The organism is Patiriisocius sp. 208BN25-11 (genome assembly GCF_058147145.1).
The window spans coordinates 103,018-117,105 of sequence record NZ_JBYVJY010000006.1 but is presented as its reverse complement, the minus strand read 5'-3'; the positions used below and the strand labels follow the sequence as shown (position 1 = coordinate 117,105).

Genomic DNA, 14,088 nt, shown 5'->3' with positions numbered 1-14,088 from the left:
ATGTATTATAAAGTAATGGTTGTTTGTGCCATTTGTATCATTATGCTAGCGGGTTGTAAATCAAAACAAAACACCGTTTCAAAAAACAAAACACCAAGAACTACCCAAGTACCGAACCCCCCAAAAAAGGAAACCACTCCAAAAACGGTTACCTCAAAACCAACTACAGTTCCAGCTCCAAAAACGACCACAAAACCAAAACCTTCTGGAAGTTATGCAGTGGTTGTTAGCAATTATATTGATGAATTTCAAAAGATCGCAAAAGAAGAAATGCAGCAATATGGCATTCCTGCAAGTATCACGCTAGCACAAGGTATATTAGAAAGTGGTGCAGGAAGAGGAGATTTAAGTGTACGAGCTAACAATCATTTTGGTATTAAATGTCATCGTGGTTGGGAAGGCGAGCGTGTGTATCACGATGATGATGAAGCGCAAGAGTGTTTTAGGAAATATGTCGACGCAAAGTATTCTTACAGAGATCATTCTTTGTTTTTGTCTGAACGAAGCAGATACAGAAGTTTGTTTAGTTTATCAAAATCAGATTACAAAGGTTGGGCTAGAGGTTTAAAAAAGGCTGGGTATGCAACAGATCCGAAGTACCCAAATAAACTGATAAGCATTATCGAAAAGTATAATCTACAAGCTTTCGATGCAGAAGTATTGCAAGGTACAACAGCTACAACTCCACCAACTCCTATTTCAGAAACTCCCATAAAAACCTATACAGTTGCCAAAGGAGATACGTTATATAACATATCTAGGAGGTATAATATTTCAGTAGAGAGCTTAAAAAAATATAATGGATTAACAGACAATACCTTGTCTATCGGACAAGTATTGTATTTACATGCGTCAAAAAATTAGCATATGATTTACAAAAGAAGTAGCGCGCTTTTTACAGAAGCCAAAAAAGTAATTCCAGGAGGCGTAAATTCGCCAGTACGAGCTTTTAAAGCTGTTGGAGGTGATCCTATTTTTGTTGAAAAGGCAAAAGGAGCCTATCTGTACGATGCAGATGGAAACCAATTAATAGACTATATTAATTCGTGGGGGCCCATGATTTTAGGACATGCTCATGAGCCTGTTGTAAATGCCATCATAGAGAAAACACAATTAGGAACAAGTTTTGGAATGCCTACAGAAATAGAGACGGAAATTGCTGCATTAGCGGTTTCTATGGTTCCAAATATAGACATGATTCGTTTTGTGAATAGCGGTACAGAAGCATGCATGAGTGCGGTTCGCTTGGCAAGAGGCTATACCCAAAAGGATAAAATTATAAAGTTTGCGGGATGCTATCATGGACACAGTGATTCTTTTTTAATTCAGGCGGGTAGTGGAGCGGTTACTTTTGGAAGTCCAAATAGCCCAGGTGTTACCCAAGGAACAGCAAAAGATACGTTGTTAGCACGGTATAATGATCTCGAACATGTAGCAGCAATAATTTCAGAGAACCTTAACGAAATTGCTTGTGTCATTATAGAGCCTGTAGCGGGTAATATGGGCTGTATCCCTCCAACAGATGGATTTTTAGAAGGATTAAGATCACTGTGTGATGAACATAATATTTTATTGGTTTTTGATGAGGTAATGACTGGTTTTAGATTGGCAAAAGGTGGGGTGCAAGAACTTAAAAATGTGCGTGCAGATATTGTTACTTTTGGAAAAGTAATTGGTGGCGGATTACCGGTAGGAGCTTTTGCTGCTAGCAAGGAAATTATGAGTCATTTAGCACCTTTAGGACCTGTATACCAAGCAGGCACATTGAGTGGAAATCCTTTAGCCATGTCGGCTGGATTGGCGATGCTATCTGAACTAGACAACAAACCAGAAATTTTCACCTCCTTAGAAAAAAAGACGGCATATCTTCATAAAGGACTCTCTGAAGTTTTAACAAGAAGAGGTGTGGCGCATACCATTAATAGAGAGCAATCTATGATTTCTGTTCATTTTATGGAAGCACCTGTAACTGATTTCGAATCTGCTGCGAAAGCGGCTTCGAATGGTGCTTTTAATACCTTTTTTCATAGCATGCTCGCTCAAGGAATTTATATTGCTCCTAGTGCCTATGAGTCCTGGTTTTTAACAGAAGCGCTTAGTTATGAGGATATTGATCAAACCATTGCAGCTGCAGATACAGCGGCAAAATTATTGGCATAAAAAAAGTCCTACTAGATAAAGTAGGACTTTTAAATATGTATGCGTTAGCTTTATTGCTTTGCTGCCCATTTAGCGTATTGCTCTGGAGTTAATGTTTTCTTCATAGCTCTTACTAAAGCATCATCAAATTTTTTCTTGTTTGCTGCTACTTCTGGGTTGTTAGCATCTTTTCCGTTCACACTTTTTCTCATGTTTACTTCATTTGCAGTAAGTGCTCTAAAGATGTAACGTTGTTGGTTTCCGTCTAGACCTAATTCTTCAGTTAGCTCAGCAGTTTTTTGCTTAGCCACAACTTCTGGTCTGTCTTGATTTGCTGATAGCGTTTGCGCAGTTGTGTTTTGAATTCCTAAAACAAATACCCCCGCAATGGCAATAATTTTTATTAAATTTTTCATTATCATGTGTTTAAAATAGGTTACTAAAGTATGTAATTTGAATATAATAAACCAATAATTAAGCCAAAAACCTCTAATTTTCTATCAACGGTTCTTTTTGAAAAATACTGCCTTCCTATTTCTACCTGTTTACGCATTGAAAAGTCCTCTTGACTCATTCTCCCTTTAACATTTAGTAAAGCCCACATACTTTTACTTTAAATCATAAAAAGATACATAATGAAAACAAAAATGTTAATACTAGTCATTCCTTTTTTAGTGGGAGGAATTGTATTTAAAAGTACACAGCCTAAAAGTGAATATGCCGAAACAAAGAGAGTCTTGGCACCTATAGATGGATGTGTATTTATGACGGTTATGGGAGAGCAATCTTCTAAAGACTTTAATGTGTTTAAAACAGATGAAAATCTTGACCTGGCTGTGAGAGATGGTTTGGCTTGGCTTTCTGAAGCACAACTCCAAAATGGAGGGTATGGGGAAGGTTCTCATGCATCACAACATGTTAGAGATCCACATGCAGTGTCAGGAGATCCGGCAACTACAGCGATGGTGGCTACTGCTTTTTTAAGAAGCGGAACCACAGTTAAAAAAGGGAAGTATGCTAAAAACCTAAAAGGAGCTATTACATATTTGCTAGCTGAAATTAATGAGAACGAAAATCAGCCTTTTATTACACAAACAAGAGGGACCCAAATACAACGTAAATTAGGTGAAAATATAGACGCGGTAATGGCAGCTCAGTTTTTGTCGAATTTATTAGATAGAGATATGAAAGAGGTCAACACAAAAGAAGTAAAAAAAGCATTGGCAATTTGTATTTCAAAAATTCAAAATGCTACCGATGGTCAAGGAAGACAAAAAGGTGCTGGTTGGGCAGGTGTGTTACAAAGTGGCTTGGCAAACAGTGCTTTGGAAGCTGCTCAGAGCGTAGGGGCCGAAGTAGATGATGAAATATTAGAGCGTTCTAGAAATTACCAGCAATCTAATTACGATGGTGTTTCAGGAAATGTGAACACCGAAGATGGTGCTGGGGTGATGCTTTATAGTGTTAGTGGAAGTGTACGTGCTACTGCTAAAGATGCGAGAAAGGCAGAAAAAGCTATTCAAAGAGCTAAAGATAAAGGCTTGTTAGATGAAGTTATTGTTACTGCAGAAAATTTAAAAAAGGCTGGGTATAGCGAATCTGAAGCCATCGGGTATGCGGCATCTTATAATGTATACCAATCGGCAAAACAAAAAGCACAGCGAGAAGATGTATTAAACGGTTTTGGAAATAATGGAGGCGAAGAGTTTTTAAGCTTCCTTCAAACCGGAGAATCCTTAGCGGTAAATCAAGATAACGACTGGAAAAAATGGTACGATGATATGAGTGGTCGTATTCTTAAAATACAAAATCAAGATGGTAGTTGGAACGGACATCATTGTATTACAAGCCCTGTTTTTTGTACTGCAACAAGCTTGCTCTTATTAACCATAGAGAATGATATTGACTACTTGCAGCAAATGGGAGAAGAATAAATGAGTCTTCATTTATAAATACCGCGTCTTACTATTTTGAGCGCAAGCAAGAAACAAATATCTTAGCCTAAAGTTCATGTTTTGTAAAAACACTGTTGGTAATCTTAGTTGTGAATACTAAGCCCCTTATGCCAAAAAGGAGGAAATAGTACCGACAGTGTTTTTTTTATTTTTCTGAAATTGTATGTTGTTCCAACAAGTGCTAAGGTAACTTCATAGAGATCTTTTGCTTCCATTTTCGCTTTTAGCCAAGCATAGAAACTCAATACAAAAATATCTTCTCTTTCTCTACCAATCCATTCAAAAGAACCTTCTACTTTTTCGGCAAATGCTTCTGTGGTAACTTGCTTCGGATTTTCATAGTAATACGATACTAGCTTTATAAAAGTAAGGACTCTGGTTTCTCCTTGTGCTTTTAGTTTTTTTGAAAATTTAGTTTTAAAACTTTGTAGTCTTGACAATACCAAGTCTAACTTGTCTAGTTCAATTAAAACTAATAACTCTATGGTGGCTTTTTTTACAACCCATAGCCAGCCAGCTTTCTTTTCATACCAAACATCACTGTGTTGAAATCCTTTAATGATTTCATAAGTTTCTGTAAATTTTCCTTTTTGATACAAGCAAAGCATCAATGACAGTTGCGCTTGTAAGGAAGGTTTTTTTGAAGCAGTTAAAAGTGAAATTGCTTTTTCATTTGCGCCACTATAAAAATGATTCAAAGATTCGGTCACCAAAATTCGATCCTCAAATAAGTGGCTATAGTTGTTTTTATGTTCAGCCAATGTTTGTTTTAAGGTTTCTATAAATTGCTGTGAAATGACAAACTCTTTGTTTCTGAAATATGAAAAACCCATAACATATAAAATCTCCAAATAGTAAAACAAGTGCTTTGTCGCGATTGCTTTTTTCTTTTCTACAATGGCATACACATTTTTTAGAAAAGGCATCACATCGTAATAATTACTGCTAGTGCGTGCTGCACTTGCCGAAATAGTCATGAGCTGAAAAATAGATTTATAGGTAAGCGCTTCGGAAATTTGAATGTCAAATTTTTCTAGCGCTTCATCTATAATGTGTAAGGGGTTAGCGTGTGGCTGTTCTCGAAATGCTTTTTTAATAGTAGCATAGGCCATGTTTAATTCTTGTTCTTGTAACAGGGCTAAGGTGTTTTGTTTTGAGGTCTGTATAATCTCTTGTAGATTCCAAGAAGGAATAACATGTGCATACTGAATTTTGGTATGATACAATTCACTTAATAAGGTGTAAACATCATATTGTAAAGCTATTTTTTCAGCTTTCTCTAAGGTTTTAGCTGCAATTTTATAGCGTTTGTGTTCAAAGAATATCCGCGCCGATAGTACTAACTTTAACATGCTTAGCTCTTCTGCACTTTCATCATTAAAGTTTTGTATGGCTATAAAGTCGATGAGAGCATCTTGTACTCTTTTGCAAAGTGCATGATAGGCGTTTCTAGATGGTTTTCCATACAAATGTATGTCAAGACCGTCTGTATTTCCAGCCAAAAGGAGTTTGCATAATTGGATGTTTTTAGTGTCACCTCTCCGATTCTTTTTGTGAAGATATTGAAGAAAATCTGCTTGCTCTTCTGGAGTTAATATGTCTAATACAGATGCTAATAGCATTATTTAATCGTAAGTTAATTAATCTTATTTTAAATAAATATAGTACTAATGAGTGTTTATTGTTTTATTAAATCATAAGTTTTTTTGAAAACTAACATTTCCGAAGCTAAGAACATCTCACATCTTTGTGCTGTGAACTATTTTAATCATCAAAATTTAAAACTTATGGAAACGACATTCACAAAAGACAAAAAACCAGTTAATGCACCTTTAATAGAAACGATTACCAAAGGTTCAAAAAAAGAAACAACATTTAATTGTAAACCGAGTCCGGCCTTTATTGGAGCCTCTTGGTCTGCCTTACTCATTGGGATGGTCTCTTACTGTATCGGTCTCTGGAACGTGGGGATGGAGCTCAATGAAAAAGGGTACTACTTTACCATTTTACTCTTCGGATTGTTCTCTGTAGTCTCAGTACAAAAGAGTGTACGCGATCGTGTAGAAGGAATTCCTGTTACAGATATGTATTATGGCATTAGTTGGTTTACCACTATTGCATCTATATGTCTCTTGATTATCGGACTCTGGAATGCAGACATAGCACTCAGTGAAAAAGGCTTCTATGGTATGTCATTTACCTTGGCACTTTTTGCCGCAGTAGCCGTGCAAAAGAACACCAGAGATGTAAAATTTTTGGAAGCGAATAATTAATAACCATGATGATGTCTAGAAGGTCAATATAGATGTCTGTTCGAGCGCAGTCGAGAACTACAACTCTCTGATGGTCAATGTAGGTTTCGACTGCGCTCAACCTGACAAAAGTCTATTTTTTACTTTTTGGACATTATCACAAAATCAATATAGAATGAAACAATTTATATTTATAACAGCAGTATTACTTGCATTTCAAAGCTTTGGACAAAGTTATAATGAGAAAACCTCAAATGTGTTTGGAACATTTCACACTACAAATACTACCATTAATGGTGTTTCTGTAGGGGCTTTTCCTCAATTGAACAATACCAAAAGATACGTTCTTACCAATGGTATTAGACTTGAAGTGCCAGGGATTGGTTTTTTAGGATTATTGGCAAATGGAAGTTTGATTCCAAGAGAGGCTACTAGCGAAAAGGTAAATGGTCTCAATATCTCAAGTGGAACATTAGGAAACGTACATTACAATGGTCTCACCTTAGCTCTTGGTAGTCAAAATGGAACAGAACAAAATGGAATCGCGCTTGCTGGGTTTGGTAATTCGATGCAAAAGAGCAACGGACTTATGGTGTCCTTTATGTATAATGAAACTCATTCTAGTAATGGGTTACAAATTTCGTTAGGAAATCACACAGATCATTTAAAAGGAATCCAATTGGGTGGGTTCAATACTGTAAATAAACAAATGGTGGGGCTACAAATAGGGCTTTTTAATGAAAGCAAGAATACCAAAGGTATGCAAATAGGGCTCTGGAACATTAATGAAAAAAGAAAGCTACCTTTTGTAAATTGGAATATATAATTGACTAGATGTGTACAAAATAAAACGCCGAATTATTTTCAGCGTTTATTTTGATGGTGAGAACGGTTTTTTCAGATGTCTGAAGAGACCGTTTTTTATTGCTTGGTAAATTGCTTGGTCACTTTTACACCCGTTAAAGTTTCTGAAGTAATACGATACACACCTGCAGCTAGATAGTGTACATTAATGGTTCCATTTTTAATGGTTGCTATGAATTTTGCACCTGTATTTGAAGTAATTGTTACTTGACTTTTTAACTCCTTTGGCGAGGTAATGTAAAGAAGATTACTAGTAGGAACTGGATACAGCACTATGCTGTCTTTGTTGTTTTCTGAAATATCCAAAATCGGGAAGCTTCCTTCTTCTACAAACACACTTTGATTAACCTCCACGTTTTCTAAAAAGTCCACTTCTCCCGAAGGCCATTCAATTAATATAGTGCCTACTATTTCATCGCTACCCAAGCCAAAATGGGGGATGATAGAATGCGCATTTAAAAAACCTTCACCACTGCGTACATGTCTCATCTGCATTCCAGATGCCGTCTCAATAGTAATAATAGCACCAATACCATTATAGTTGCTTTCTACACCTTTGAGGTTTAGTTTTAACCAATTGTTATTGTTTCCATCATTGAGACGTACATTGTTTCCTCTATAGATGTCATAAAATCCATCATTATTGGCATCACCAACGCTTCCTCTTTGTGGTGGAAGAAAGGTGTTTGGAGTAAAGGTTAGATCTCCATTTCCAAGATACAATCTAGCACCTACTTCTACATAAATATCTAAAAAACCATCGTTATTAAAATCGAAGGTTGTACAAGTAACACTCCCATCAACACCTCCTAAACCAGATCCTGAAGTTTGATTTGTAAAAGTGCCGTCTCCATTGTTTTCCATGACTCTAGTGCCTACTTCTCCTACATGCTGGTCGGCAACAACTAAGTCCATGTCGCCATCATTGTCAAAATCTCCTACCGCAGTAGACCATCCTTGCGAAGGAATATCGACGCCTGCTTCTGGTGCAACATCTGTAAAGGTACCATCGCCATTATTTCTATGTAATTGGTTGATGCGTTTTGGATCTGTAAGTTCTCCACCTAAGAAATAACATTTAGAAATATATAAATCCATGTCTTTATCACCATCAAAATCAAACCAAATAGAACCATAATCGCCACCACCATCGGTGTCTCCTAGACCTCCTTGTATTTCAGGTAAAAAACTACCTGCGCCATCATTTAAAAAATAGACATTTGCTTCTGTATCATGACACATAAAGGCGTCTAGGTCACCATCATTATTAATGTCTACAAAATTTCCACGTTGAGAAACAATAGGGTCTTCTGTGTTGCTTGCAAAGACTTCTGTGAAAGCACTACCGTCCTCATTAGCACTAAAAAAACTCACGCCTGTACTACTTGCATACATAACATCATTTATGCCATTGCTATCAAAATCTGCCACTGCTACGGTCCATTCGGGTAGATAGGTAGGAGTGATAGGAAAGGTGTTTTCTTCAAAACCAGTATCGGTTTGATAATACACTTTGATGTTGTTGTTTAAAGGAACAAAAATATCATCTAAATAATCTCCATTGAGATCGACTACACCACTTAAAACACTTGGTCCAATAAATTGATTTGTAAAGGTTACTTCTTGGGCATAGAGGAAACTGCCAAAAAATAACATGCTATATAAGATGTGTTGTTGGATTATTTTTTTCATGGTATGTAGATTAGGGTTACACGATATTCACAAACAAACCATCTTCTGTTTTTGCAACAGTTGCAAGTTTGTTCTTGGTCAAACCTTTTATGGTTTTATCCCATTTTTTATTACTTAAACCGCTTTGCTCTTTTAAGGCGTTAAGTGCTAATGGGCTATTTGCTTTTAAAATAGCAAAAACTGCTTTTTCTTCATCGGTCATGGCAACTTGCTTTACCTCAGGTTTCATTTGAGGGAAGAAAAGCACCTCTTGAATAGAAGCATTGTTTGTAAGATACATAATTAAACGATCCATCCCAATACCCATACCACTAGTTGGTGGCATACCATATTCTAGAGCACGTAAGAAATCGTAATCTATAAAAGCCGTCGCTTCATCATCACCTCGATCTGCTAACTTAAGCTGGGCTTCAAAACGTTCGCGTTGGTCTATAGGGTCGTTTAATTCACTGTAAGCGTTGGCAATTTCTTTACCACATACCATCAACTCAAAACGCTCGGTTAATTCTGGGTTGTCGCGGTGTTCTTTACACAAGGGACTCATTTCTTTTGGGTAATCTGTGATAAAAGTAGGCTGTATATAATTACCTTCACACTTCTCACCAAAAATCTCGTCGATTAGTTTTCCTTTCCCCATGGTAGCATCTACAGCGATGCCCATGTCTTTACAAGCAGCTCTTAATTCATCTTCACTTTTTCCAGTAATATCAAAACCAGTAAAATGTTTGATAGAATCTGCCATTGTTACTCTTGCATAGGGAGCTTTAAAGTCTATTTCATGCTCCCCAAAAGTCGCTTTTGAAGTACCGTTTACTTGGATAGCACAAAACTCTAATAACTGCTCGCAAAACTCCATCATCCAATTGTAGTCCTTGTAAGCTACATAGATTTCCATGGCGGTGAATTCTGGATTGTGAGTTCGATCCATTCCTTCGTTACGGAAGTTTTTTGAAAACTCATACACGCCATCAAACCCCCCTACTATCAATCTTTTTAAGTAGAGCTCGTTAGCAATTCGCATATATAGCGGAATGTCTAGTGAATTGTGATGTGTAATAAAAGGACGTGCTGCAGCTCCACCAGCAATGGGCTGTAGAATTGGCGTTTCTACTTCAAAATACTCACGCTCATTAAAAAAGGTACGCATGGCATTAAAGAGTTTGGTGCGCTTCATAAATACCTCTTTTACATGAGGATTTACTACCAAATCTGCGTAACGCTGACGGTATCGTTGTTCTGGATCTGTAAAGGCGTCAAACACATTTCCATCCGCATCAACTCTTGGCTGAGGTAAGGGTTTTAGAGCTTTACTTAGTAAAGTAAACCCTTTTACCATCACCGTTTGTTCTCCTACCTGAGTCTTAAAAAGCGCTCCTTCAATCCCAATAAAATCACCTATATCTAGTAATTTTTTGTAAACTTCATTGTACTGTACTTTGTCTTCACCAGGACAAATTTCGTCTCTGTTAAAGTACACTTGTATACGTCCTTCACTGTCTTGTAATTCTGCAAAAGAAGCTTTTCCTTGGATACGTCTAGACATTAGTCTACCCGCGATCACTACTTTTTTACCTTCTGAAAACTCCTGTTTAATCTGTTTGCTTGTGTGGTCTACAGGAAACAAATCTGCTGGATAGGGGTTGATACCTAGGCTTCTTAATTGAGCCAGTTTTTCTCTACGAATGATTTCTACTTCAGAAAGTTGCATACAATACTTTTAAAAGCGCAAAACTATACTTTTTAGAGGTAAATAGAAACGATTTTGACTAGGATATTTAGTGTTGGAGTTTTTCTATTTCATTGAGTACATCACTTCTCGAAACAGGAAAACCAGCATTGATATTTTGAAAGCGATATTTGTCATTAAAAATAGATAAAGCTTTATTAAATTTTAATGTAGCTTCTTTGAAATTTAATAGGTTCTTATAAGCAATTCCAAGAAAGTAATAAGCCTCTGCAAAATTTTCATTATACATCAGTTGTTTTTCTAGCGCTATCTTTGCTTTGTTAAATTCTTTGTTCTTGATATATAAAACTCCTAAAGTATAATAATCTGAGAGTCCTAGTTCATCTATAGTACTATGATGATTAATATATTTCTCTAAGGTTCTAATCCCTTTTTCTAAATTCTTTGTTTTTGCATAAGCCATGCTAAAAATTACTTTCATATTCTTTTCTCCTCCTGGGGTAAATTCTGGATAGGCTTTTGGTGAGCTATAAAATTGCTCTAAATCTCGAATGCATAATTCATAATTTTTATACTGCCAAAACCAATACGCTCTGTAACATAGATAATTTAGAGGTTCAAGTTTAACCGCAGTATTTAAATGTTCGAGCCCTTTCAAAAGGAGTCCTCTTTTCAAATAAGGAACAGATTTTTGATAATGAGCCCAAGCATAATTTGGACCAACCGCAATGGCTTTATCAAAAAGTATTTGAGATTCTTTACTGCCTTGTGGGTATTCAATTGCTTTATAACTTAATTCACAAGCTTTTCTTTCTCCACTATTTTCAGAATATACTAGGCAATTTCCTTGACCATAGAGATAAAAAGAACATGCAAAGTATATATATAAAGTAAGTTTTTTCATGGAATAGAAATTATACCATTTGTGATTTTTATTATAAAAAAGGTGTAGCCATCATAATCTTTATCATTAAATCTAGGGTGTTTCCATCCTTTTAATTTTTTAATACTCAATAAAAGACTAGTTTCTAGTTTTATTGGAAATTTCAGAAAATTGAAATTTTTGTCAAGAGTTTCTAATCTATATCTTCCACTCTCATCGTTACAATTTACCCCTAATCTCACAATACAATAACCATTAAATAATGAGTACTCCTCAAGAAATTTGAAATTTTTAATAAGGTCCTTTTCTAAAGTTTTATTTCCGCCAGTATACTGAATTCGAGCTCTTTTATGTAGCACATTAGAATTGTTACAAAATTTAAACTTTTTACTATCAATATCTTTATCAAATTGTGTGTCTCCAATTTGTTTTTCATATTCTTGTTTATAGGATGTATTTTTTTTGTTACATCCTATAAATAGAATTAATAGTAAGAAAGCTAAATACATTAAATGGTTTTTACGCATGAAGCTTAACTGTTTTTTTGTAGTTTTTTTATTGCTTCTTTCGCTTGTTTGTGCTCTGGGTCTAGAGAGAGTGCTTTTTCATAGAGCGTTAAAGCTTCTTTTGTGTTGTTTGTTTGTACTAACTTGTTTGCCAAGGAAACAAAGGTGTCTGCTTCTTGAGGATATAATAACGTATTTAATTTTGCTACGGCTATGGCTTCTTCTTTTTTGTTGGCAAAGAATAATACAGTACTATAACCATTAAGTTCGTAATGGTTTTTTGATATGGGTTTTAGTTTTTTGGCGAGTCTTTTTGTTTTTTTCTGAAATTTTAGTGTTCCCATTTCTGTGAGTAACTCCCCAGTTTTGGCTACAATTTGATACGAAGATTGGTATTCGCCTTGTAATAATTGTAAAATGTCTTTTTCCAAGGTTTCAACAGGGCGTTCTACAAAACGGTTAATTTCTTTACCATCTTTATAGAAAATAAAGGTGGGCACTCTTGCAATATGAAGCCCTTCTTCTTCGCCACCCGGACTTTGTTTATAGGTGACTCTATCTCGACTAAGACCTACCATAGTTAACCTGTCTAAAGGAAATGATGCTTCGTCGAGTAATTTGTAAAATTTTGGAACTTCTTTTTTGCTGTCGCCACACCAAGTCCCCATAAAAGCTTTTATGGTGATGCCTTCTAGTTCGGTTTGTAGTGCATCGATAATTTCTGGGCTAGGATTATAAGCAGCATAGTTTTTTGTAAACCATTCTCCATAACTATTACTGGATAATCCTTCCTTATTTATTTTACCCTGTAAGGATGTCGTTTTTCCTTCGGTGATTTCGGTGTTAAAAGATTGGGCAGATAGTTGGCTAATAGATAGCGCGGCACTGATAAAAAAAATGATGATCGTTTTCATATGATGATATTGTTGATTATGAGATCAAAAATGAAAAACTATGAAGGCGTTTTATAGTTTGGGAGGGTTGAAAAGGGGACTAGACCCCGTAGGAAATAAATGAATGGTATTAATTTATAGGTTTTTGGCTTCTTCTCTAGAGGAGATCTCCAACTTTTTATACAAGTTATTGATATGCGTTTTCACAGTACTAACACTAACAAATAATGCTTCAGCAATTTCTTTATTGCTTTTGTCTTGTTGTATTAAAGATAATACACGCTGTTCTTGTTTGGATAAGGATTGGTTTTTTTGGGTAGCAGTTTGTAGCGTTTTGTTCTTTTTCAACAATAGTATATTTCCGAAGAAAGATACCAACGCAAGAAGTGCAAGTAGGTAGGCCCACCAGGGTAAGGTATTTTCGAAAGAAGAAGTAACAAGCATGTTATCTGCTCTCAATTCTGCTTTGTATTGTTGCGTGTAAGCACTATTTGGGTAGTTTGTTTCCAATCTACTTTGCAATGCCTCATAATAGCTATTGGTTTTTAAGTCGTCTAGATAATATCCATGTAAATCACTGGAGCGATCACTTAAAAAGGCATAACTGTATAATTCTGCTAAGGGTTCTTGTAGTTGTGCGCCATATTCTTGTAAAATTCCAAACCACTTTTTGGAGTTTAGTTTTCTATTGGCCTCGCTTCTGTAGGTGCCAAAAGCATACTTCATGTCGTTTTTTAAAGAGTCGATTTTTAAGAAAGCGCTGGCTTTTTCATTCTTTGAACGAATGCTACAAAACATTTCGTTTTCAAACCCAAAGGGTAGCGATAATTTGGTATTATTATTTGCAACAAAGACAATTTCTTTACTGTTTTTGCAATGTCCTGTAAAATGGTTGGTTTGCTGTTCTTCTTCGGTACAGCTGTCAATGTGTATTCTGTAAATGGCATTTTCTTTGGAAAGATTATTGCCGCTAAAGGTGAAGAAGCCAGTGGTGTCTGCTTTTGTTTTATTTAGGATTTGTTCTGGATGCACACCCGATATCTTACGGTAATCTTCTACCAGTGAAAGGTATACGGTGCCTTCAATATAATCTTCATTTACATTTCCAGAAAATTCATACTGCGCCCAGACACCAGTTGAGAACAAAAGGCAAAGGATAGATAAAACGAAACAATTTTTCATGTGCTAAAATTTCCGCGAAAGCGAAATAAACCACT

Annotated in this window: 13 protein-coding genes; 5 read left to right on the top strand and 8 right to left on the bottom strand. The window is 35.9% G+C overall.

Translation table 11 applies throughout. The annotated features are described in order from the left end of the window. Both ACY2RS_RS09200 and hemL read left to right on the top strand, forming a co-directional pair. Positions 1-864: a glucosaminidase domain-containing protein gene (locus tag ACY2RS_RS09200; protein ID WP_490098351.1), complete on the top strand. Its 864-nt coding sequence runs from the start codon at positions 1-3 to the stop codon at positions 862-864. 3 nt (positions 865-867) lie between these two features. Then, positions 868-2,160, top strand: coding sequence for a glutamate-1-semialdehyde 2,1-aminomutase (gene hemL / locus ACY2RS_RS09195; protein WP_490098350.1), 1,293 nt, complete (start codon positions 868-870; stop codon positions 2,158-2,160). A 50-nt stretch (positions 2,161-2,210) separates the two neighbouring features. Here the strand turns inward: hemL and ACY2RS_RS09190 are convergent, their stop codons facing one another. Beyond that, positions 2,211-2,555 carry a hypothetical protein gene (locus ACY2RS_RS09190; RefSeq protein WP_490098349.1) on the bottom strand — a complete coding sequence of 115 codons (345 nt, stop codon included), beginning with the start codon at positions 2,553-2,555 and terminating at the stop codon, positions 2,211-2,213. A 219-nt stretch (positions 2,556-2,774) separates the two neighbouring features. Between ACY2RS_RS09190 and ACY2RS_RS09185 the strand changes: the two genes are divergently transcribed. After that, positions 2,775-4,073 (top strand): hypothetical protein, encoded by a 1,299-nt coding sequence (locus tag ACY2RS_RS09185; RefSeq protein WP_490098348.1) that lies wholly within the window; start codon positions 2,775-2,777, stop codon positions 4,071-4,073. A gap of 104 nt (positions 4,074-4,177) precedes the next feature. Here the strand turns inward: ACY2RS_RS09185 and ACY2RS_RS09180 are convergent, their stop codons facing one another. Further along, positions 4,178-5,716 carry a hypothetical protein gene (locus tag ACY2RS_RS09180; RefSeq protein ID WP_490098347.1) on the bottom strand — a complete coding sequence of 513 codons (1,539 nt, stop codon included), beginning with the start codon at positions 5,714-5,716 and terminating at the stop codon, positions 4,178-4,180. Positions 5,717-5,881: 165 nt separating this feature from the next. Here ACY2RS_RS09180 and yiaA point away from each other — a divergent pair, with 165 nt between their 5' ends. Both yiaA and ACY2RS_RS09170 read left to right on the top strand, forming a co-directional pair. Then, positions 5,882-6,367, top strand: a complete 486-nt coding sequence (gene yiaA / locus ACY2RS_RS09175; RefSeq protein WP_490098346.1) for an inner membrane protein YiaA — start codon at positions 5,882-5,884, stop codon at positions 6,365-6,367. Positions 6,368-6,521: 154 nt separating this feature from the next. After that, positions 6,522-7,172, top strand: a complete 651-nt coding sequence (locus ACY2RS_RS09170) for an LA_2272 family surface repeat-containing protein (RefSeq protein WP_490098345.1) — start codon at positions 6,522-6,524, stop codon at positions 7,170-7,172. A gap of 95 nt (positions 7,173-7,267) precedes the next feature. Here ACY2RS_RS09170 and ACY2RS_RS09165 read toward each other — a convergent pair whose 3' ends face one another. The 6 genes from ACY2RS_RS09165 to ACY2RS_RS09140 all read right to left on the bottom strand — a co-directional run bounded on the left by ACY2RS_RS09165 (position 7,268) and on the right by ACY2RS_RS09140 (position 14,053). Continuing rightward, a complete protein-coding gene (locus tag ACY2RS_RS09165; RefSeq protein ID WP_490098344.1) occupies positions 7,268-8,902 on the bottom strand; it encodes an FG-GAP-like repeat-containing protein in 1,635 nt (544 codons plus the stop codon). Between the two features lie 16 nt (positions 8,903-8,918). Then, the gene (gene lysS / locus ACY2RS_RS09160) at positions 8,919-10,610 is read right to left on the bottom strand and encodes a lysine--tRNA ligase (protein WP_490098343.1); all 1,692 of its coding nucleotides are present in this window, start codon (positions 10,608-10,610) and stop codon (positions 8,919-8,921) included. A gap of 67 nt (positions 10,611-10,677) precedes the next feature. Beyond that, positions 10,678-11,493: a tetratricopeptide repeat protein gene (locus tag ACY2RS_RS09155; RefSeq protein ID WP_490098342.1), complete on the bottom strand. Its 816-nt coding sequence runs from the start codon at positions 11,491-11,493 to the stop codon at positions 10,678-10,680. After that, the gene (locus tag ACY2RS_RS09150; RefSeq protein WP_490098341.1) at positions 11,490-11,999 is read right to left on the bottom strand and encodes a hypothetical protein; all 510 of its coding nucleotides are present in this window, start codon (positions 11,997-11,999) and stop codon (positions 11,490-11,492) included. Before ACY2RS_RS09150 ends, ACY2RS_RS09155 begins: the two co-directional genes overlap by 4 nt. A 5-nt stretch (positions 12,000-12,004) precedes the next feature. Further along, positions 12,005-12,892 carry a hypothetical protein gene (locus ACY2RS_RS09145; RefSeq protein WP_490098340.1) on the bottom strand — a complete coding sequence of 296 codons (888 nt, stop codon included), beginning with the start codon at positions 12,890-12,892 and terminating at the stop codon, positions 12,005-12,007. A gap of 114 nt (positions 12,893-13,006) precedes the next feature. Beyond that, the gene (locus tag ACY2RS_RS09140) at positions 13,007-14,053 is read right to left on the bottom strand and encodes a response regulator transcription factor (RefSeq protein ID WP_490098339.1); all 1,047 of its coding nucleotides are present in this window, start codon (positions 14,051-14,053) and stop codon (positions 13,007-13,009) included. Between the last annotated feature and the right edge of the window lie 35 nt (positions 14,054-14,088).